The following is a 20,590-nucleotide window of genomic DNA, read 5'->3' as shown; positions in this document are numbered from 1 at the left end:
TGTACTACTTTTCGAAAGTAACAATAATTTATTTAGAAAGTCAAAAAAAAAGTGCAAAGGGAAAAAATAGACGACCAAATGTTACATATTGCTTATCAAAACTCCAAATTCTCTAACCTTGTCCCAATCAGTATATTCAATTTTAGTTTTTGAATTGGTTGGTCCTTTTGTCATCCACATTATCAATTGAATCATCAATCTGTCGGTAAAAGGGTATTTTTGATAGTCGAGTTTCCCAGCAAATACAGCTGATTTATTAGGAATCCAATCAATAGTTTGAAGGAATTTGATATAATAGGGATTAGTTTCCGGTGTTGCTTTTTCTGGTTTTCTTGCCACAAGATTTACCGAAAAAAAAGCATTTTCGGTTTTATTAAGATCTGCTTTATTCTTGTTAATGAATTCGATTATTTTTGGATTGTGTTTTCCATATCGAATGCTTGCACCTATCAAGAACTTGTCAAAATCAGTGACTTTCTTGTCGAAATCCTCAATTGAGAACAGTTCGACTGTGTTTCCTTTTTCGACTAATATTTCTTTGATTACGTTGCAGATTTTCAAAGTTTGTCCATCTACTGTTGAGTATAGAATTCCGATTTTAGTTTTCATATAATAGAAATTTAATTGTACTAATTTAAGGATAATTTATTACAAAATGCAATGAGAATGAAACTAATTAACAGAGTTTTATATAAACAAAAAAAATCTCCTTTTGGGAGATTTTTTATAAAACTAGGAATTGAATTATACCGATTATGTTTTCCAAATAGTCCAATATAGATTGAACGATTTTCATATTACATCGGGATTATATAAAAACTTTTTTAGATTAATTTATATTCATAAATGGTATTAAATCCTAAAAGTCCCTCCAAAAGAAATGATTGTTTCCCCAAAGAAAAACTCTTGCGACGCATGATCTGTGGTGCTTTTTGTAGTACGAATGTCTGGCATATTGATATAACCACCTTTCAAATCACCTTCAATAGTAAAATACTTGAAAATAGTCAAGTTAATACCTGCTTTAAGTGAAGTTCCATAACCCGATACGTGAAAATCATCGTGTCTTTCTTTCCCCATAAGTGTAGTATTGGTTTTTGGATATAATAATCCAAAGCCAAAACCTTCGTTGATATTTACTTGAAATTTATCGGTGTTTTTTATCCCAAACCAATGTGAAATATCGTCTTGTCTACCAAATTCAGTATAAATATAATTCAAACCATCAGTATGTTCGAACATTAGGAAATCTTCTGTCATTAAAGTTGGTGTGTTAACGTAACCACCATTGAAAGGAGGGTTTCCATCAATAACTCCCGTTACATTAGCAGTTTGATTTTGCGTCATTACATATTTCATATGGTCTAACCCTATAGAAACACTATAATGATCTGTAATGAAATATCCCAATTTAAAATTGGTTTGAGGTATTGTCATTTTACCTGGAGTTATGTAATCAACATGCCAACCTTTTGGTTTGTCATGAGCAGTCGCATTTTGAACCAAAAAATTGTAATCACTGCCCACAAAATGGATGTCTGAATGCGAAAATACTTCTCTGTTTCCGCCCCAAGAAATGGTAAATTTTCCTTTGTTATGAGCTGTATATCTTTCTTTTAAGACGGTATCGTTTTGTGCCAATAAGTTAATTGAAATGAAAAATATAAAAAATGCCGGGTATATAAAATTTGTTTTCAAAATAGTATATTTAAAATTGATTGATCGTTTTTCTAATAGCAACTAATTTGGTCATTAATGATTCAAAATAGTCTAAATGAAGCATATTTGCACCATCACTTTTTGCATTAGCTGGATCGAAATGAGTTTCTATGAAAATTCCATCTACCCCAACAGCGATTCCGGCTTTGGCAATGGTTTCAATCATATCGGGTCTTCCACCTGTTACACCAACAGTTTGGTTGGGCTGTTGCAAAGAATGAGTTACGTCAAGAACAGTAGTTGCATATTGTTGCATCGTAGGAATTCCGCGGAAATCAACAATCATATCTTGGTATCCAAACATCGTTCCGCGATCGGTTACCATCACGTTTTGGTTGTTGCAATCCAATACTTTTTGTACAGCGTGTTTCATGCTTTCCGGACTCATAAATTGTCCTTTTTTCAAGTTGACTACTTTTCCTGTATTGGCAGCAGCCACAAGTAAATCAGTTTGACGAACTAAGAAAGCGGGAATTTGCAATACATCAACATATTCAGCTGCCATCGCTGCATCTTCATTAGTATGAATATCCGTAACGGTGGGAACTCCAAAAGTCTCAGAAACTTTTCGAAGAATTCGCAGTGCTTTTTCATCACCAATTCCGGAAAAACTATCTATTCTAGAGCGATTGGCTTTCTTGAATGAACCTTTAAAAACGAATGGGATTTCTAATTTATCAGTAATTCCAATTAGTTTTTCGGCAATTCGCATCGCCATTTCTTCACCTTCAATTGCGCAAGGTCCAGCTAATAGGAAGAAGTTGCCACTATCAGTATGTTTTATTTGTGGAATATGTTTTATGTTCATAGTGTGATTTTTGAAAGTGCAAAGATAGTTAGGATTTGTGATTTACGATTTACGATTTAGAATTAATTTTTCTTCAGGCTAAGGCCGACAGGAACCATCAGGACTCCTTTTTCGTAAATATTCAAATAAAGTGTTACTGGATTTCTTAGACCTTCCCATCTTAATTGGTAAACATCGAGAAAACCAGCACCCATTTCGCTTCTTTTTGTTGGAAAGGGACAGCAACTTTCTAATTTTGTGTAGTTGATTTTTTCTCCATTTGGTCCAGCCAAAGCATTCAAAAAACGCTCTTGGTTAATAGTTCCGTTATTGGTACCACCATAATAAAATATATTAATGGGATAATCTGTATTGTAACCGTATTTTTTGTCTTTGCTGAATTCTGTTATAATAAATGCATTGTTACTTCCCAATGTTGGAGTTGGAGCATTGTCATCTACGTTTTTTAAAGTAGATTGAGTGCTCGTACAAGAAGTGAAAATGGATAGTAGTGCGATAAATAGTGCTATTTTTTTCATAATTATGGTTTTTAGAATCTTTATTGTAAAAGATCCTCAATGTAATTTAATAACAAATTTAAACTGTATTGCTGCGATAAACAACAATTATGCTTTAATAATTCTACTTTATAAAATTAGAATTATTATTTTCGCCAAATAAAAGAAATACTATGGATTTTATTTTTCAAACCTGGCCTTGGTATGTTTCAGGTTTTTTGATAGGAATGGTGATGCTTAGCCTGATTTATTTTGGGAAAACTTTTGGCATGTCAACTAACCTACGTTCCCTATGTGCTATGACAGGATTGGGAAAAAAAGTAGGGTTTTTTGATTTTGATTGGAAAGCGCAACGTTGGAATTTATTGGTCGTTTTAGGTGCAATGTTTGGTGGTTTTGTTGCAGTTCATTTTATGAGCGATGCTTCAAATGTTGCTATCAACCCAAAAACTATTGCACAGCTTGCTCAACTTGGTATCGATGCTCCAAATGGGAAATTATTACCCGACGCTTTATTTGGAAATGCTATTTTTCAATCTCCTAAAAACATTTTAATATTGACAATCGGAGGTATTTTGATAGGTTTCGGAACCCGTTATGCAAGCGGATGTACATCAGGTCACGCTATTTATGGTTTAAGTAGTTTTCAGTTACCTTCTTTAAAAGCCGTGATTGGGTTTTTTATTGGAGGACTGATTATGGTTCATTTTATTTTTCCCTTAATTTTTTAGTTATGAATGCATTAAAATACATACTTGTCGGGTTTGTTTTCGGGATTGTTTTAACAAAATCTGAAGCTGTTTCTTGGTACCGAATCTATGAAATGTTTGAATTTCAGTCGTTTCATATGTACGGAATAATTATGGTTGCCATTGCCACAGGAGTTGTGGGAATTCAAATAATAAAAAGAAAAAACATTAAAGATATTAAAGGATTGCCAATAGAAATTATTGACAAAGAACCCGGTTCCACTCGGTTTTGGGTTGGCGGGATTTTCTTTGGATTGGGTTGGGCATTAGTTGGTTCTTGTCCCGGACCTATATTTATATTAATTGGAGCAGGATTTTTACCAATGATATTGGTGCTTTTTGGAGCGCTTTTCGGAACTTTCTTATACGGTTTGTTTAAAGATAAATTACCGCATTAAAATATGATAAATTGAAATAAAAAAAGCATTTTCTAAAAAAGAAAATGCTTTTTTTGTTGAGTTGAACTTAAAAAAATTACACTATTTCGGCACTTAAACCTGCTTCGAGTAATTGAGTGCATTGTGGTTTTAGTTTTTCTAAAATGCCAGTTTTTACGGTGCATTTTCCATTATAATGCACAATCAATGAGCATTGTTCCGCTTGTTCGGGAGTGTGTTCGCAAACCCGAATTAAGGTGTCAATTACGTGGTCAAAAGTGTTTACATCATCATTAAAAACTATAATTTCGTTGTTTATGGATGTAGCTTGTTTTAAGCTAACTTTTTCTCTTACTTTTTCTTTTGTACTCATTTTTAGATAATTTGTAGGTTTAAATAAAAATACAGATAGTTCTATTTAATTTTTTCAAAAACACAAAATGTAAAATTTTGTGTAGTTTCAAAAGGTGTTATATGATCTTCAGCAATGCATTTTAATTTCTTGAAACTTTTTGAAAATTGATTTTCCATCTCCATTTCCGAGTACTGTTTAATTTCCAAACCGCTACATTTTTTGGGTCCGTTTTCTGAAAAAGCACCTACTATCAGAAAATCAGTAACCCATTTTTCAGTGATTTCGATATACTTTTTTATTTGTTCCGGCATTGTCAAAAAATGAAATGTGGCTCGGTCATGCCAAATGTCATAAGAAGTTTCCGGTTTAAATTCAGTTACATCAGATACAATCCAGCTTACTTTATCGGCATTTTTACCAAGCCTTTTTTGGGCTCTTTTCAATGCTTTGGAAGAAATATCCAAAACTGTTATGTTTTCATATCCTTCTTCCAATAAAAAATCAACTAATTTGCTGTCACCACCGCCAACATCAATAATTTTTGCTGACTTTCCTAAATGAGTTTCACTAATAAAATCAAGCGAAGTTTTTGGATTTTCCTGTGTCCAGCTTACTTCGTTGGGTTGTTTGGTTTCGTAGACCGTTTCCCAATGATTTTTCCTGTCGATTTCCATTTTTATAATTTTGAATACTAATTTACATATTTTAGGGATACCCAATTATTTCTTTCGAACTTTTTAACATATGTTAGTCCTTTTTCGGTGCAAGAAGCATCGATAAATGGAATGTCTTCTTCGTAAAAACCGCTTAATAGTAAGGTTCCTTTTGGATTTAAGCAATCCACATAACTTTGCATATCGTTCAACAAAATATTTCTGTTGATATTAGCAATGACCAAATCATATTTTTTGTCTTTCAATAAGGCAGCGTCCCCTTCATAAACTGAAATATGCTTGCAATTGTTGCGTTCGGCATTTTCAATGGAATTCAAATAACACCAGTTGTCAATGTCAATGGCATCAGTAGGTTGTGCGCCTTTCATTTCGGCCAAGATTGCCAAAATTGCTGTTCCGCAACCCATATCCAAAGTTTTCATTCCTGTAACATCCATTTCTAATAAATGCTGAATCATCATATGGGTAGTTTCGTGATGACCCGTTCCAAAACTCATTTTAGGCTCTATAACAATATCAAATTCAGCATCAGTTTTTGGATGAAAAGGAGCGCGAACATGGCAATTTCCATCTACATCGATAGGTTCAAAATTCTTTTCCCATTCTTCGTTCCAATTGACTTGATCTATTTCTTCTACTTTGTAAGAAATGGTAAATTCAGGCGATTTCAATATGAATAAATCATCAAGAATTCCTTCTGTCCAAAGGTCTCTTTGAATGTAAGCGACAATGCCCAAATCACTGTCGATAAAACTTTCGAAAGGAAGTTCACCCAGTTCAGCAATCAGGATTTCAGAACCTAGTTCTTTTGGTTCAACCGTGAAATGATAGCCTAAATATATATTTGACATAAAAATTATTTTTTGCAAAGGTAGTATTTCTCTTTTTATCGATTAGTGTAAAACAAAAAAATAGGATTGAATCCTATCAACCCTATTTTGGGAACCAATGAACCGAAAAAATTTAATTTTAATGAATCCCCGATTTATAGTTCTGCTAATTCACCCTCGTTCGCTATTTTGCAAATGATATGAAAATCGATGTCTATCCATTCGCTTACTTTTATCATTCCCATCATTTTGGTTTCAGGAGTTAGTCCAAAATCCTGTATGCTCAATTTTTTGCTGCCATTTATGGTATATACATCGCCATTGCTAACAAATGTAATCGGAATGGAATAATGTCTTGTTTTGCCAGTAATTGTGATGTTGATTAATGCTACTCCGTTATATGTTTTTCCTTTATCGGAGAGTGGTTGTAAGTCTAAATAATTAAGTTGAACTTGTAGGACAGGGTAGGTGTCCGATTTCAATAACTTTAAAAAGTCTTTTAAAGCCATGGCATTGTTAGAAACAAAGTTTTTGACCACTACCGAAAGTTTGTTTTGGCTTACAAATATTTTGTTTTGTTTTTGTGTCGTTACCACTGACAACTTGCTTCTGGAGAGTTGGTCCCCATTTTGATATATTTTGAAAGACAAAATATTTGTTGATCCATTGATGGTCAATGAACTGTTTTTTTGTATTTCTGCAGAAACTAAACTTTGCGCTTTTGCAGATAGAGAAATTATGAAACTTAATGCCAGTAAACTAATTAGCTTTTTCATAATACAAAAAATAATAGCATTTTTAAATTAAAACTGGCAAGCACTAGTCTTGCCAGTTTCTAACAAAAATCAACTAGAAACTAATAGTAGCTTCAAATACTAAACCTTTGAAATTACCACCATAAAAGTTGTTTGCATTTCCAGTAGGTACGTTTCCTGCAAATTGTGTGTAATCTTTATAGTTTTGACTAACATAATCTAGTTTAGCCAAAATGTTTTTAGTCATAAACCAACCAATGCTTGATTCAACTCTATCTACTGTAACTTTTTTCGCATCTGCATTAGATAGTTTTCCAGAAACAGTATTGTATTTTCCTGCTATGTAGAATTGTTGTGTTTTTCCAAATCTGTAAACAACGTCACCGGCATATTGGTTAACAGTACGTTTTGCGTCAACACCTGCTTTATCTCCTCCTGAAGCTAATTCGATAGTTCCAAAGAATTCAAAACCTTTGTATTTTACAAATGGGTTGAACATAAGTGAAGTAGCCCAGTTTTTGAAACCAGGGTTGAATGTTCCTTCTGGTGTTGAGGTTTTGTTGTAGTTAAGAGGAACAGCAACTCCATTATTAGTATAAGCGTTATTGTTCAATACACCTGCAAAGCCAAATCCTGATCTATTAGAAGAGTATAAGTTTGAGTTACCTAAGTTTGCATTATGGTAATATGAACCTGTAAGTCTTACTCTCAAATCTTGGTTGATTTGTTTGTCATAACCTAATTTAGCCAAGATTGTTGGACTAACTACTGTATTTGCATTTGGACCAGCTGTATAAACAACTTCTTGAACACCTTGATTCAAATTTCCATTAGTAACACCTAACATACTTACTAATCCGCTTCTGTTATAGTAAATTTCCATACCTAAATCAGTAGTAAATGAATGCATAATGTTGTTTCCAACAAACGCATTTCTCATTGTGCTACCATTGTCAGAGGCTCTAAAGTGAGCATCCCCAAAATTGTTCTCCATTTGACCTATTTTGATGGTAGAATATTTCATTATTCCAGCAAGGAAGTCTTTCTTGATGAAATCTAACTTGTCAAGTTGTAAATATCCACCTCTTGCATAGGTTTCATTGTGGTGTCTTGAAGCTAAGTAAATATCTAGATTTACTCTTACACCGTCAAACAACTGAGCTCCAATAGTCATATCAGCTGCAGGAAGGTTAAAATTGTTTTCAAGATTCATTAATTTATATCCAACGATTTTTGAAGGTAGAGCAAAAGTTGCAGGTTGGTCATTGAACGAATTTATTGCTTGGTAATCCATATTGAATGCACCACCTAAGTCTATACTAAGACCTTTAAATTCTGTACTGTCTTTTTTAACATCGAATACATTTATGCCGTTTTTATCACGGGAAATTTGGTTTTGTATATGTCCAAAAGAAGTTTGAGCATTTGTAATGCTGCCTAAACCTATAGCAGCGACTAGTAAAAGAATTGTTTTTTTCATTTTGATTAAAATTAGTTGTTTATTATATTTAGTTTATTGATTACTTATTGATATTATCTTTTGAAAGTCACGTCAAATTTAATCGTAACTGCGTCACCTGTTTTCATTGTACCTAACATAGCTGTAGGTGGTTTCATTTTGAAATCAGTCATTTTTAATGGAACACTTCCTTTAAGTTGGTAATCTCCTGATTTTGTAATTTTTCCAATAGTTTTAATGCTGATTTTTCTTGTTACTCCAGCAAAGGATAGATTACCGTTTAATGTGATTTCAGAATCGTTTTCGGATAGTTTTGATTGTGTCATTTCTGTCAACTGAAAAACTACGTAAGGATTTTTTTTGAAATCAAAGGCATCATAAGTTTTGCCATCCATAATCCCGTTTCCACTTTTTAACGATTTAACTTCGATTTTTATAAGTACGGCATTAATTTGTTTAGAACCGTTTAATCCTAATTCTCCAGTAACTTTGGTTGGTTTCATATCCCAATCGTGCACATTTGATGTTCCGTGCACATTAATTGAAGCAATGAGCGGTATAATTGGACAGCTTTGAGCTTTTAGAATACTAGGAGTTGATAATATGATACTTATAAGAAGGATCATAAAAGATCTTGAAAATTTTGATGTAGTCATTTTGTTTGTATTTAATTATTAATGAGGCTTAATTTTTTTTGGTTACTTTTTCATTCCGTAAATTCTGTGAATTTGCTGTTAAAAATATGTAACTTTTTTCTTGTACAAAGATATTTCGATACGTCGAGAGTTAAAATGACAATTATCATATTATAGTAATTTATTGAAATTACACATGCATTTTTGATGTATATTTAATAAATTAATAAATTACTTAAAATATTCGCAATGCAACAGCAATCCTTTTTTTGAAAGATATTTTTGTCTTTTTGTTAAAGATCTTGATATAGAGAATGTTATTGCAGTAGCATTTGTAGAATGGACCTTGTTTACCTCAAATTTAAATAATGACTTATTATTAGGAAAAACTTAATTTTAGCTTAATATTTATAATCAAACTACAACGTTTTCTTAGCCAATTAGGTGATTTTTATAAATTTATATCTAAAAATTTACAAAATCTGATAGATAATTTTACTTTTGCATCACAACACACTCCGTTATGTACAAACAAATTATTCGTCCACTTTTTTTCTGTTTTGATCCTGAAAAAGTGCATTATTTTACTTTTTCATTAATTCGAAATTTATCCAAAATACCAGGAATGCCATCGCTTTTTAGAGCATTATATGTTGTCGATGACAAACGACTGGAAACCGAAGTTTTTGGTTTGAAGTTCAAAAACCCTGTTGGATTGGCAGCTGGTATGGATAAAGATGCCTCTTTGTACAATGAATTGTCTAATTTTGGTTTTGGATTTATCGAGATAGGAACCATTACGCCAAAAGGGCAAGAAGGCAATCCTAAAAAACGTATATTTCGTCTTAAAGAAGACAATGCCCTTATTAACCGTATGGGTTTCAATAACGGAGGAGTTCAAGAAGCAGTCAAACGATTGAAGAAAAATAAAGGTGTTCTTATTGGTGGAAATATTGGTAAAAATAAAGTAACTCCAAACGAAAATGCAGTTGAGGATTACTTGATTTGCTTTGATGCTTTATATGATTATGTCAATTATTTTGTGGTCAATGTGAGTTCGCCAAACACACCTAATCTTAGGGAATTACAAGAAAAAGAGCCGTTGAAACAATTATTGCAAACTTTGCAAAACCAGAATTTGACCAAGCCAAAGCAAAAACCCATTTTGTTGAAAATTGCTCCTGATTTGACCGATTCGCAATTGCTAGACATTATTGATATTGTAAAAGAAACCAATATTGCAGGTGTTATTGCCACCAATACTACTTTATCACGTGAAGGATTGCAATCCGGAAACAAAGTTGAAACGGGTGGAATGTCAGGAAAACCTCTGCGAAATCGTTCTACAGAAGTCATCCGTTTTCTTTCCGAAAAGAGCAATAAAGCATTCCCGATAATTGGTGTAGGAGGAATCCATACAGCAGAAGATGCAATAGAGAAATTCGAAGCAGGAGCTAGTTTAATTCAAATTTACACTGGTTTTATCTATGAAGGACCGGGATTGATTAAGGAAATTAATAAAGCAATTTTAAAAAAACTTTAAACTAATAAGACTTTAAACTTTCTTATATTTGGGCTTCTATGGGAGCAATAAAAATTATAGAATGTCCGCGTGATGCAATGCAAGGAATAAAAACATTTATTCCTACGGCAATTAAAGTGACTTATATTCAGTCGTTGCTTCGAGTGGGTTTTGATACTATAGATTTTGGGAGTTTTGTTTCTCCAAAAGCAATTCCGCAAATGCAGGATACTGCCGAAGTTTTGGCACAACTTGATCTTTCGCAAACCCAAAGTAAATTATTGGCCATTATTGCTAATACCCAAGGTGCAATAGCCGCTTCGCAACACCAACCTATTCAATATTTAGGTTTTCCATTTTCGATTTCCGAGAATTTCCAAATGCGGAATACACACAAAACCATTGCCGAATCAATAGTAACCTTGCAGGAAATCCTGGAAATTGCCGATAAAAACAATAAAGAAGTCGTGGCTTATCTTTCGATGGGATTCGGGAATCCTTATGGTGATCCGTGGAGTATCGAAATTGTGGGAGAATGGACAGAAAAATTATCAAATATGGGTGTAAAAATTCTTTCACTTTCGGATACTGTTGGCAGTTCAACACCAGATGTGATTCAGTATTTGTTTTCGCATTTGATTCCAAAATATCCAAAGATTGAATTTGGTGCCCATTTACATACCACGCCAGATAAATGGTTTGAGAAAATTGATGCAGCCTATAATTCAGGATGCCGTCGTTTTGACGGTGCTATTCAAGGTTTTGGTGGATGCCCAATGGCGAGAGATGTTTTAACGGGAAATATGCCTACAGAGAAATTAGTTTCTTATTTTACTTCCAAAAAAGAAAATACCAATATTAGTGCAATGAGTTTTGAAAGCAGTTACAATGAAGCTTCAAAATTATTTACTGCTTTTCATTAGATAATACTAAAATTCGAATACCTTCGTTTGAACTATACTTGCCCAAGTCCTTGAAAAATGAATAAATTTTTATCAATATTGATTCTTTCTGTTTTGTCTTTTTCGTGTTCCAGCGATTTAGACTTTAATCAAGTTAATGACTTGAAACTAGAACCCATTATCATTGGAAATTTAGCTACTTTTGATGTTCAGGCAAATCAATTTGTTATAGGTGGATTGGAGCAAACTATATCAGGTGATTTGCTCGATTTTAATGTTTTCAAAGATTCTTATTTCAATAATAGCCTGACAAGAGCTGATTTCTTTTTTGAAATAAACAATACTATAAACAGGGCTTATAAGATTAATTTGGTTTTTCTCAATGCCAATAATTCGTCACTTTATTCAATTCTTTTTAATGTGCCATCATATGCGGGATTTCAAAACATAGTTACAAAAACGGAAGTGTTTGAAAACGCCAAACTTGACTTATTGAAAAATACTACCAAAATTGCTTTTATTATTACAATGTTGCCAGGTTCGGCAATAGATGAAAATAGTTTAGGAAGTTTAAAATTGCGTTCTAGTGCCACAGTTTATTTAGTATTGGAATGAGAAAATTAAACTTTATTATTATACTATTGGGAGCATTTAGTTGCTTTTCTCAAAACAAACAAATTTTGTACAACTTCACTTCAGTACCTCAATCTATGTTGAGTAATCCGGGTTCAGATGTTAAATACAATTGGTTTGTTGGCTTTCCATTGTTATCCGGTTTTTCAGCAAATATGGGTTCCAGTAGTTTTTCGGCTTATGACCTTTTTGCCAATAATGGAGTGGACTTTAATACTAAATTAAGGAATGTCGTGTTTTCAACTTCAAGAAATGACAAGGTTTCCATAAATGAACAACTAGAAATTTTTAGCGGTGGTTTTAAGCTTGGTGACTGGCAGGAAAACTCATATATCTCTTTTGGAATGTATCAAGAACTTGATGTTTTGACTTATATGCCAAAAGATTTTGCAATATTGGCTTTGGACGGGAATAAGGATTATTTGGGAAAAGTTTTTGATTTAGGAGATTTGAATGCAAGAGGTGAATTGCTTTCGGTTTTCCATATTGGATATCATAAAAATGTAAATGAAAATTTAATTTTTGGTGTTCGCGGAAAGATTTATTCCAGTATTTTTAATGTTTCTTCAACTAAAAATTCCGGATATTTTTATACTATTCCTGGTACTAATTCTTTTTATGATCAGGTTATTTCTTCAAACCTTTTGGTCAATACTTCGGGGTTTACAAACTATACTGATAATTATTCTGGAAATGTAAAAAGTGATATTATCAAAAAGACATTTTTTGGAGGAAATCTGGGATTGGGAGTTGATTTGGGACTTACTTATTATCCCAAAAAAAACCTTCAATTTACGGCTAGTTTAGTTGATATTGGGTTTATAAATCACACTAGTGAAGTAAGGAGTTATAGTTTTAAAGGATATTATAAATATGTAGGTCTAACACCTGATTTCATTCTAGGAAACTCAAATGATGACTTATTACAGGGATTTAAGGACGCAGTATCTTTAGATACTTTGAGTGTAAAATATACAACTTGGCGACCTCTAAAGTTCAATTCTTCAATCCAATATTCTTTTGGTGATGGCAGAAATTCGGAATGTAATTGTGAAGGCAATGAAATTAAATATAGAAATTCCGTTGGTGCGCAATTGTTTTTAATGTCCACACCACGAACTCCTCTTATGGCTTTGACAACGTATTACAGAAGACAAATTTTCGATTCATTGGAGATGAAAGCAACGTACACCATAGATTCTTTTTCGGCCAAAAACATTGGTTTGGGAATATCAACCACAATGGGTAAAGTCAATTTTTATCTCCTTGCCGACAATCTTTTGGAATATCGAGATGTTTCTAAAGCCAATAGTTTGTCGTTCCAATTGGGACTCAACATTATTTTTCCGGATAAAAACACGCCTGATTAAATAAAGCATCTATTTTTGATTTCTTCGCTTGAATACTTTATAAATTTCTATCCAAAATACAGAAACAAATCCCACTAAAATACTCATTCCTATTTGCATAGTCGAAACAGTTTCAAACATAAAGAAATGTGAGAATACAGGCACAAATAGCAGTGAACTTGTAGTCAAGACAGTTATTCCAATGATTATCAAAACCAAATTATTTTTGTATGTTATGGTTTTCAATATTGAATAATAGAAAGAGCGATTGGCCAATGTCAAGAAAATATTCGAAGTAATTAAAGTCAGAAAAACGATTGTTCGGGTAACGTTTTCCGTGCAATTTTCTCTAATGCAATATTGGTAGACAAATAAAAGCCCAAGTGTGATTACCAATCCTTGAATAATACTGATTGTTATTTCTTTCAGATTAAAAAAAGTAGTAGTAAGCGGTCGTGGTTTTTGCAGCATCAAATTAGATTCCATGGGTTCATTTTCATAAATTATGGAACATGTTGGACCCATAATGATCTCGAGAAAAATAATATGTACCGGCGAAAATATATTGGGATAAATCCATCCCAAAACCAATGGAAAAAACACTATCATAACAATTGGAATATGAATTGAAATAATGTATTGTATAGCTTTCTTCAGGTTAATGTAGATTTTTCTACCCATTGCTATTGCATCGCTCATTTTTGCTAAATCATCTTCAATCAGGATGAGGTTTGCTGCTTGTTTGGCAATTTCAGACCCTTTTTTGCCCATCGCAATCCCAATGTGTGCCGATTTCAAAGCCGGTCCATCATTCACACCGTCCCCGGTCATTGCCACAATTTGGTTATTTGCTTTCAAAGCCTGAATGATTTTGAGTTTGGCTTCAGGAAACATTCTGGAGAAAATTGTGGTTTCCATTACTTTTTGTTTCAAGGTGGCTTCATTCATTGTCATTAATTCATCACCATTCAAAGTGTTTTCAGGATTTTTAAAGTCAATTTGTTTGGCAATGGTTGAGGTAGTTGCGGCATTGTCTCCCGTTACTATTTTTACTTGAATACCAGCCTTGTAAAAAGTATCGAATACTTTATTGATATTCTCCTTTGGCGGATCATAAAAGGCGACTAATCCCTTGAATTTAAAAGAGAATTCCTGTTGTGTTTTTGGATAATTATCTCCTGAAAATTCAGAAATACCTACTCCCAATACGCGAAAACCTTCTTTAGACATCGATTCAATGGCTTTGTTGATTTGTAGAATTTCTACTTCACAAAGTTTACAGCAAGCGATTATAGCTTCTGCTGCGCCTTTGGCAGCAATAATTTTGGTTCCTTTTTGGTTTCCAAAAATATGCGTCATCATAGGAGGATTTCCACCCAAAGGATATTCGTGAATTAATTTAAAATGTGGTCGGTCATCATCAATATCCAATTTCGAATAAGCTTCGTGGAGAGCGATTTCCATGCCATCAAACGGAATGGGTTCGCTGGCCCACATAGAAATAGTAAGCAATTCCTGTTCTTCAGTATTAAATTTTTCTTTTGGATCTACTATTTCATTTGAGGAAAACAGATACAATTGAGCCAAACTCATTTTGTTTTCCGTAATGGTTCCCGTTTTATCAGTGCAAATTACGGTTGCACTACCTAGGGTTTCTACGGTTTTAGTCTGCTTTACAATAATCCCCATTTTCATCAATCGCCATGCTCCCAAAGCCATAAAGGTGGTAAAAGCTACTGGGATTTCCTCAGGGATTATGCTCATTGCCAAGGTAAGCGCTTTGAGTAAACTGTTTAATATTAATCTAGAATTATAAAAATTTACAGCCCATACAATCCCGAAAATAATCAAACCCACGAGGGATAATTTTTTTACAAAATTTCCAATTTGAAGTTGTAAAGGTGTTTTTTCTTCCTCAATTGATTCTATACTTTTTCCAATTTTTCCCAATTGGGTTTGGTTGCCAATGGCAGTAACTTCGCAAATGGCTAAACCACTTGCTGCTATCGTTCCTTGAAATATTTGATTTATTTCGGATTTTTCATTTTTAAATACCGAAAGCGATTCTCCCGTTAAAATGGATTCGTTTACCGAAAAATCATTGGATTGAATTATAATTCCATCGGCTGGAATAAAAGTACCTTCTTCTGTTTGAATGAGATCACCCAGAACAATTTCTTCACTTGGAATTTCTATGATATCACCGTTTCGGATGACTTTACTTTTGGGTTGTGATAATTTTTTTAGTTCTTCAATAGCATTTCTACTTTTCGATTCCTGAAAGAGCGAAATAGCAGAAACTAAAACAATTGCTGCCAACATAAAAATTCCGTTGCTGTATTCTCCGGTAATGAAATAAATGCTGGTTGCTAATAATAGAAGTAAAAACATGGGTTCTTTTATCATCTCAAGCAACGAAACAAGAAAATGGTTTTTGTCCTGATGTTCCAGCGAATTAGAACCGTTTTTTTTTCTTGACTGAATCACTTCTTCGTTAGAAAGCCCTTGTAATGATTGTTTTAATTTTTCCATTGGAAAAAGTTAAGTAGGTTTTGTATTTTTAAAAACAATTTAAGAGTGTTTGATAAAACAGAAATTGTTTGAACTGCAATTTAATCATTTATAATTTAAGTATGATGTTGTTTTGCTTAAGATTAACTATATTTGCACGCAATTTAACTACAACTTCAAATTGCAATGATAGCACACAACTCAAAGATTATCGGCGAAGGTCTAACTTACGATGATGTATTATTAGTACCTAATTTTTCCAATGTACTTCCTCGCGAAGTGAGTATCAAATCAAAATTCTCCAGAAACATATCACTTAATGTTCCAATTGTATCGGCCGCTATGGATACCGTTACAGAAAGCGCTATGGCAATTGCAATGGCACAAGAAGGAGGGATTGGCGTTTTGCACAAGAATATGACTATTGAGCAACAAGCAGCTAAGGTTAGAAAAGTGAAACGTGCTGAATCAGGAATGATTATCGATCCGGTGACTTTGCCATTAAATTCTATCGTTGCCGATGCCAAAAAAGCAATGAAAGAATTTGGGATTGGTGGTATTCCAATTGTTGACGAAAACAGAGTCCTTAAAGGAATTGTTACAAATCGTGATTTGCGTTTCGAAAATAATAATGCCAGACCCATTATCGAAGTAATGACAAGTGAAAACTTGGTTACTGTTGCCGAGGGAACTTCTCTAGGTCAAGCCGAAGTAGTTCTCCAAGGATACAAAATTGAGAAACTTCCGGTAGTGAATGCCGAAAATAAACTAGTAGGTCTAATCACTTTTAGGGATATTACCAAATTAACACAAAAACCCAATGCCAATAAAGACGTTTATGGTCGTTTGTGTGTTGCAGCAGCCATAGGTGTTACCGCCGATGCTCTAGAAAGAGCTACTGCTTTGATACAAGCTGGCGTTGATGCCATAATCATTGATACAGCTCACGGTCATACTCAGGGAGTGGTCAATGTGTTGAAAGATATAAAAGCTAAATTTCCAAAAATAGATGTTATCGTAGGAAACATTGCCACACCAGAAGCTGCCAAATTTCTTGTAGAAAATGGGGCAGATGGCGTAAAAGTTGGAATTGGACCTGGTTCTATTTGTACCACACGTGTTATTGCAGGTGTTGGTTTTCCTCAATTTTCTGCAGTGCTTGAAGTTGCTGCGGCTTTAAAAGGAACAGGAGTTCCCGTTATTGCCGATGGTGGAATTCGGTACACAGGAGATATTCCTAAAGCAATTGCTGCCGGTGCCGATTGTGTAATGTTAGGATCACTTTTAGCAGGAACCAAAGAATCTCCAGGAGAAACCATTATTTTCGAAGGAAGAAAATTCAAATCGTATAGAGGAATGGGTTCTGTTGAAGCGATGGAAGGCGGATCGAAAGACCGTTATTTCCAAGACGTGGAAGACGATGTGAAGAAACTGGTTCCCGAAGGAATCGTGGGTCGTGTGCCATACAAAGGAGAATTGGAGGAAAGTATGCAACAATTCATTGGCGGTCTTCGTGCCGGAATGGGGTATTGCGGTTCCAAAGATGTTCCGACATTGCAGGAGACAGGACGTTTTGTTCGCATTACTTCCAGCGGAATCACTGAAAGTCATCCTCATAATGTGACGATTACTAAAGAAGCACCGAATTATTCGAGATAATTATTATTCAAGTTTTTAAAATAGAAAGGTGCAAGATTCATTTCTTGCACCTTTTTTGTTTATTCGTGAACCAAATCCGCCAATAATTTTTTATCACCCACAATCCACAAGATGTCGTCTTTTTCCAAAATTACGTTTGATTCAGGGTTTAAGGTTCTTTTCCCTCTTTTTTCGATACCTACAATCATTCCTTTTGTTTTTTCGCGAAGTTTTGATTCTTTGATGCTTTTGCCTAAAAAGGTGTGGTTTTTTAATTCTATTTGACGCAACACAATATCAGGTTCCTTGATTTCTGGTGAAATGTCGATTTCGTGCTGGTCTAAATATTTCTTGAATTCCTGTACTTGGGCATCCGTTCCAATAACGCAAACTTCATCACCAGGAAAAATACGCTCGTTGGCTTGAGGAATATGAATCGTGATTTCGCCTCTTTTGATGGATACAATATTTACGCCCAATTGCTCCCTTAGTTTTAGATTTTTTAAAGATTTTCCGGCAATATTTGATTCTGTAGCAATATCAAAAACCGCCATATGTCCATCCCAAGGGGTTAAATCGCTTCGGCTTCTTTTGGCTTTGGCAATTTCCCTTCCGTGTAAATTGGCCAAAAAATGATTTTCGATTTTATGGTATTGAACATGGAGTTTCTTTTGGAAAAGCAAATAAATCGTGATGGCAATTATTAAAGCAATCAAAGTGATTTTTGGGGAGAAGAACGTATTCAATAGTAATCCAATAAAGAAAATAGACAATAGAATCCGTATAAAAAACAACATAGTCAGTGGGCCACGAGATTTGCGGTCTTCCATTAATTGTTCCACCTCCGCAGCAGCCACTCTTCGAAAGGCAAGTGCCCACAAAAATGGAGCTATAATACTCAATGTTATCAAGGCTCCCAAAGCATTTCCTACATGGTAATCATCAACTAAAGGCAATATATATCGTGAGGAAAGCAAGATAATGGCAAGAATTATTGCAACAAGTGCCACGACCTGAATTAAATAGGCATTAATTACCGTTTGCCATAAACTGACCGTTTTTATTGCTTGAGTACTGGCAGAATATCGTTCAATTCGCTTGGTCCATTTTCGAGGTAAATTAAGTATTAAATATTCTGAAAAAGGAAGCGAATATTTGATCATAAACGGTGTCGTAAAAACGGTTACAGCCGAAACAGCCACTACAATCGGATATAAAAAAGTATTTGTTGCTTTCAGGGTTACTCCCAAAGTCGCTATGATAAAGGAGAATTCCCCAATTTGTGATAAACTCATTCCGGTTCTTATGGAATCTTTTAAAGGTTGCCCCGATACTAATGCGCCAAATGTCGAGCTAATGGATTGACCAAAAATGGTAACAAACGAGAGAATTAGTACAGGAATGGCGTGTTGATACAAGGCTTCCGGGTCGATCAGCATTCCAACAGACACGAAAAATACGGCACCAAATAAATCTTTTACAGGTTTTACCAGATGCTCGATGTGTTCTGCCTGGGTAGTTTCGGCAATGATGGAACCCATTATAAATGCACCCAAAGCAGGCGAAAAACCTACATTAGCAGCCAAACCAACCATTGTCAGACATAATGCTAACGAAATGATAAGCAGCATCTCATCGGTCAATAAATGTTTGGTTTTTTTGAGCACTGTTGGAATGATGAAAATCCCTCCCAAAAACCAAATCACAAGAAAAAATACGAGTTTTAATACTGAAAATAAAAGGTCAGTTCCGGAAAAATGATTGCTCACTGCAATAGTTGATAATAAAACCATCATCAAAATGGCTAGTATATCCTGAACGATTAGCGAGCCAATTACAATTCCTGCAAATTTTTGGGTCTTGACGCCTAATTCATCAAATGATTTTAAAATAATTGTGGTAGAAGAGATGGAAATGATTACTCCCAAAAAGATACTATCCATTTTAGACCAATCCATCCATTGGCCAACAGAATAACCCAAAAGGCACATACTTATAATTTGGACACTAGCAGTAATAGAGGCTGTTCCTCCAACTTTCATTAATTTTTTGAAACTAAATTCCAGTCCTAGACTAAACAATAAAAAAATAACGCCAATTTCGGCCCAGACCTCTACGCTTTTCATTTCATTTACCGACGGGAAAAAGGCAAAGTGATTTCCAGCCAAAAAACCTGCAATCAAATACCCTAAAACTAAAGGTTGTTTCAGTTTTTTAAATATCAAAACGGCAATTCCAGCGGTCATAAGAATCAACCCTAAATCGCTGATTAATGGTTCTAAGTGGAGGGAAACTTCGGCTACTTTTTCTGCTGTATCCATAGACGCTTATTTTAGGTTTTCCTTTTTGGCTATTTGGGAAAGATACAAAAATCTTTATTTCAAAAGAAAAATTCCCGTTGGAAAGAAGTTTTGTTCTTTTCAACGGGAATTTATAAGTAGTTAAATCGTTCTTATTTTAAATTATCCAAGTCGGATAAAGTGTAAAACTTCATATTATTGCGTTTGATGTATTTGCATATGAGTTCTAATGTTGCATTTTTCGTCTGATAATCTGCAGTCACATTTTCTACCGTTTTATGACTATTCAGAATCAAAATTTTATCATTATTCTTAGCATAATCTAATAATTTCAGAAGATGGGGAATGTTAAAGTGATTGTGTGTGTCATCGATACTGAAGCTGTATACCATTTTAGAATGATTGAAATAACAGCCTTGTTTTGAGGCGACTTCTTCGCAAAAAGCTCTTCCTCTTACGATCTTGAATTTGTTTAATAAAGCGGCATCTAATTCTTTATTTCTTCCTCCATAAGGATAGACAAAAGAAGTAACCTTAAAGCCATAAAAGTGCATTAAACTCAGCATTGGATTTATTTCCTGCTTAAAATATTCATTAATCCCATATTTTTTGACAAATTTTTCAGCGTGATAATGGTGGAGTCCGTGGCCTGCTATTTCGTGTCCTTCCTTTTGTAATTCAAGGAGTTTCTTGATTTCGTAATGGCGCAAGGTGTTTATTTTGCACACGCAAAAAGTGGCCTTCCATGAATACTTTTTCAATTTTTGATCTGTATCAAACCATTCATCAACGTAAGCATCGTCAAAAGACAAAATCACTCCGGCTCTGTAAACCTTGATTTCAGGTTTGGTTTTTTCCTTTTCGCACGAAAATAAAA

Annotated in this window: 20 protein-coding genes; 7 read left to right on the top strand and 13 right to left on the bottom strand. The window is 34.1% G+C overall.

What is annotated here, in order from left to right; translation table 11 throughout:
* Positions 1-81: 81 nt before the first annotated feature.
* The 4 genes from hemG to ACH2BV_RS11205 form a co-directional block, all read right to left on the bottom strand.
* Positions 82-609 carry a menaquinone-dependent protoporphyrinogen IX dehydrogenase gene (hemG, locus tag ACH2BV_RS11220; RefSeq protein ID WP_395050820.1) on the bottom strand — a complete coding sequence of 176 codons (528 nt, stop codon included), beginning with the start codon at positions 607-609 and terminating at the stop codon, positions 82-84.
* Positions 610-852: 243 nt separating this feature from the next.
* Positions 853-1,698, bottom strand: a complete 846-nt coding sequence (locus ACH2BV_RS11215) for a hypothetical protein (protein WP_395050819.1) — start codon at positions 1,696-1,698, stop codon at positions 853-855.
* Between the two features lie 10 nt (positions 1,699-1,708).
* Entirely contained in the window at positions 1,709-2,527 is an 819-nt protein-coding gene (gene kdsA / locus ACH2BV_RS11210; protein ID WP_395050818.1) for a 3-deoxy-8-phosphooctulonate synthase, read from the bottom strand.
* Between the two features lie 62 nt (positions 2,528-2,589).
* The gene (locus tag ACH2BV_RS11205) at positions 2,590-3,045 is read right to left on the bottom strand and encodes a 2-dehydro-3-deoxyphosphooctonate aldolase (protein WP_395050817.1); all 456 of its coding nucleotides are present in this window, start codon (positions 3,043-3,045) and stop codon (positions 2,590-2,592) included.
* Between the two features lie 152 nt (positions 3,046-3,197).
* Between ACH2BV_RS11205 and ACH2BV_RS11200 the strand changes: the two genes are divergently transcribed.
* Together ACH2BV_RS11200 and ACH2BV_RS11195 are read left to right on the top strand one after the other, a co-directional pair.
* Positions 3,198-3,755 carry a YeeE/YedE family protein gene (locus tag ACH2BV_RS11200; RefSeq protein ID WP_395050816.1) on the top strand — a complete coding sequence of 186 codons (558 nt, stop codon included), beginning with the start codon at positions 3,198-3,200 and terminating at the stop codon, positions 3,753-3,755.
* 2 nt (positions 3,756-3,757) lie between these two features.
* On the top strand, positions 3,758-4,171 hold the full coding sequence (locus ACH2BV_RS11195) for a DUF6691 family protein (protein ID WP_395050815.1): 414 nt from the start codon (positions 3,758-3,760) through the stop codon (positions 4,169-4,171).
* A gap of 76 nt (positions 4,172-4,247) precedes the next feature.
* Here the strand turns inward: ACH2BV_RS11195 and ACH2BV_RS11190 are convergent, their stop codons facing one another.
* The 6 genes from ACH2BV_RS11190 to ACH2BV_RS11165 form a co-directional block, all read right to left on the bottom strand.
* Complete coding sequence (locus tag ACH2BV_RS11190; protein ID WP_395050814.1) at positions 4,248-4,523, bottom strand: ATP-dependent Clp protease adaptor ClpS; 276 nt, start codon at positions 4,521-4,523, stop codon at positions 4,248-4,250.
* Positions 4,524-4,564: 41 nt separating this feature from the next.
* Positions 4,565-5,179 carry a class I SAM-dependent methyltransferase gene (locus ACH2BV_RS11185; protein ID WP_395050813.1) on the bottom strand — a complete coding sequence of 205 codons (615 nt, stop codon included), beginning with the start codon at positions 5,177-5,179 and terminating at the stop codon, positions 4,565-4,567.
* Positions 5,180-5,196: 17 nt separating this feature from the next.
* Entirely contained in the window at positions 5,197-6,030 is an 834-nt protein-coding gene (prmA, locus tag ACH2BV_RS11180; RefSeq protein WP_395050812.1) for a 50S ribosomal protein L11 methyltransferase, read from the bottom strand.
* Positions 6,031-6,164: 134 nt separating this feature from the next.
* The gene (locus ACH2BV_RS11175; protein ID WP_395050811.1) at positions 6,165-6,785 is read right to left on the bottom strand and encodes a YceI family protein; all 621 of its coding nucleotides are present in this window, start codon (positions 6,783-6,785) and stop codon (positions 6,165-6,167) included.
* Between the two features lie 73 nt (positions 6,786-6,858).
* The gene (locus ACH2BV_RS11170) at positions 6,859-8,244 is read right to left on the bottom strand and encodes a hypothetical protein (protein WP_395050810.1); all 1,386 of its coding nucleotides are present in this window, start codon (positions 8,242-8,244) and stop codon (positions 6,859-6,861) included.
* Positions 8,245-8,297: 53 nt separating this feature from the next.
* Entirely contained in the window at positions 8,298-8,879 is a 582-nt protein-coding gene (locus ACH2BV_RS11165; RefSeq protein WP_395050809.1) for a YceI family protein, read from the bottom strand.
* 502 nt (positions 8,880-9,381) lie between these two features.
* Between ACH2BV_RS11165 and ACH2BV_RS11160 the strand changes: the two genes are divergently transcribed.
* The 4 genes from ACH2BV_RS11160 to ACH2BV_RS11145 are packed head-to-tail and all read left to right on the top strand — an operon-like array spanning position 9,382 to position 13,285.
* Positions 9,382-10,401: a quinone-dependent dihydroorotate dehydrogenase gene (locus ACH2BV_RS11160; protein WP_395050808.1), complete on the top strand. Its 1,020-nt coding sequence runs from the start codon at positions 9,382-9,384 to the stop codon at positions 10,399-10,401.
* A 38-nt stretch (positions 10,402-10,439) separates the two neighbouring features.
* Entirely contained in the window at positions 10,440-11,303 is an 864-nt protein-coding gene (locus tag ACH2BV_RS11155; protein WP_395050807.1) for a hydroxymethylglutaryl-CoA lyase, read from the top strand.
* 57 nt (positions 11,304-11,360) lie between these two features.
* On the top strand, positions 11,361-11,897 hold the full coding sequence (locus ACH2BV_RS11150; RefSeq protein ID WP_395050806.1) for a hypothetical protein: 537 nt from the start codon (positions 11,361-11,363) through the stop codon (positions 11,895-11,897).
* Positions 11,894-13,285, top strand: coding sequence for a DUF5723 family protein (locus ACH2BV_RS11145; protein ID WP_395050805.1), 1,392 nt, complete (start codon positions 11,894-11,896; stop codon positions 13,283-13,285). Before ACH2BV_RS11150 ends, ACH2BV_RS11145 begins: the two co-directional genes overlap by 4 nt.
* Before the next feature lie 9 nt (positions 13,286-13,294).
* Here ACH2BV_RS11145 and ACH2BV_RS11140 read toward each other — a convergent pair whose 3' ends face one another.
* The gene (locus ACH2BV_RS11140) at positions 13,295-15,796 is read right to left on the bottom strand and encodes a cation-translocating P-type ATPase (RefSeq protein ID WP_395050804.1); all 2,502 of its coding nucleotides are present in this window, start codon (positions 15,794-15,796) and stop codon (positions 13,295-13,297) included.
* A 165-nt stretch (positions 15,797-15,961) separates the two neighbouring features.
* On the opposite strand from ACH2BV_RS11140, the gene guaB reads away from it, so the two are divergent.
* On the top strand, positions 15,962-17,434 hold the full coding sequence (gene guaB, locus ACH2BV_RS11135) for an IMP dehydrogenase (protein WP_395050803.1): 1,473 nt from the start codon (positions 15,962-15,964) through the stop codon (positions 17,432-17,434).
* A gap of 59 nt (positions 17,435-17,493) precedes the next feature.
* On the opposite strand, the gene ACH2BV_RS11130 is transcribed toward guaB, so the two are convergent.
* The gene (locus ACH2BV_RS11130) at positions 17,494-19,734 is read right to left on the bottom strand and encodes a cation:proton antiporter (RefSeq protein ID WP_395050802.1); all 2,241 of its coding nucleotides are present in this window, start codon (positions 19,732-19,734) and stop codon (positions 17,494-17,496) included.
* Between the two features lie 131 nt (positions 19,735-19,865).
* The coding region (locus tag ACH2BV_RS11125; protein ID WP_395050801.1) for a polysaccharide deacetylase family protein at positions 19,866-20,590 on the bottom strand (725 nt) is incomplete at its 5' end.

Source organism: Flavobacterium sp. (genome assembly GCF_043780635.1).
Taxonomy (GTDB): Bacteria; Bacteroidota; Bacteroidia; order Flavobacteriales; family Flavobacteriaceae; genus Flavobacterium.
Note: the sequence above shows the minus strand (reverse complement) of the source record. Positions and strands in the feature narration are given on the sequence as shown.

Bases quoted from the DNA above. Each gene is read 5' to 3' on its own strand.
- hemG (WP_395050820.1), bottom strand. From the start codon at position 609: ATGAAAACTAAAATCGGAATTCTATACTCAACAGTAGATGGACAAACT.
- kdsA (WP_395050818.1), bottom strand. From the start codon at position 2,527: ATGAACATAAAACATATTCCACAAATAAAACATACTGATAGTGGCAAC.
- guaB (WP_395050803.1), top strand. From the start codon at position 15,962: ATGATAGCACACAACTCAAAGATTATCGGCGAAGGTCTAACTTACGAT.
- ACH2BV_RS11140 (WP_395050804.1), bottom strand. From the start codon at position 15,796: ATGGAAAAATTAAAACAATCATTACAAGGGCTTTCTAACGAAGAAGTG.
- prmA (WP_395050812.1), bottom strand. From the start codon at position 6,030: ATGTCAAATATATATTTAGGCTATCATTTCACGGTTGAACCAAAAGAA.
- ACH2BV_RS11185 (WP_395050813.1), bottom strand. From the start codon at position 5,179: ATGGAAATCGACAGGAAAAATCATTGGGAAACGGTCTACGAAACCAAA.
- ACH2BV_RS11160 (WP_395050808.1), top strand. From the start codon at position 9,382: ATGTACAAACAAATTATTCGTCCACTTTTTTTCTGTTTTGATCCTGAA.
- ACH2BV_RS11195 (WP_395050815.1), top strand. From the start codon at position 3,758: ATGAATGCATTAAAATACATACTTGTCGGGTTTGTTTTCGGGATTGTT.
- ACH2BV_RS11145 (WP_395050805.1), top strand. From the start codon at position 11,894: ATGAGAAAATTAAACTTTATTATTATACTATTGGGAGCATTTAGTTGC.
- ACH2BV_RS11200 (WP_395050816.1), top strand. From the start codon at position 3,198: ATGGATTTTATTTTTCAAACCTGGCCTTGGTATGTTTCAGGTTTTTTG.
- ACH2BV_RS11205 (WP_395050817.1), bottom strand. From the start codon at position 3,045: ATGAAAAAAATAGCACTATTTATCGCACTACTATCCATTTTCACTTCT.
- ACH2BV_RS11150 (WP_395050806.1), top strand. From the start codon at position 11,361: ATGAATAAATTTTTATCAATATTGATTCTTTCTGTTTTGTCTTTTTCG.
- ACH2BV_RS11170 (WP_395050810.1), bottom strand. From the start codon at position 8,244: ATGAAAAAAACAATTCTTTTACTAGTCGCTGCTATAGGTTTAGGCAGC.
- ACH2BV_RS11165 (WP_395050809.1), bottom strand. From the start codon at position 8,879: ATGACTACATCAAAATTTTCAAGATCTTTTATGATCCTTCTTATAAGT.
- ACH2BV_RS11175 (WP_395050811.1), bottom strand. From the start codon at position 6,785: ATGAAAAAGCTAATTAGTTTACTGGCATTAAGTTTCATAATTTCTCTA.
- ACH2BV_RS11190 (WP_395050814.1), bottom strand. From the start codon at position 4,523: ATGAGTACAAAAGAAAAAGTAAGAGAAAAAGTTAGCTTAAAACAAGCT.
- ACH2BV_RS11130 (WP_395050802.1), bottom strand. From the start codon at position 19,734: ATGGATACAGCAGAAAAAGTAGCCGAAGTTTCCCTCCACTTAGAACCA.
- ACH2BV_RS11155 (WP_395050807.1), top strand. From the start codon at position 10,440: ATGGGAGCAATAAAAATTATAGAATGTCCGCGTGATGCAATGCAAGGA.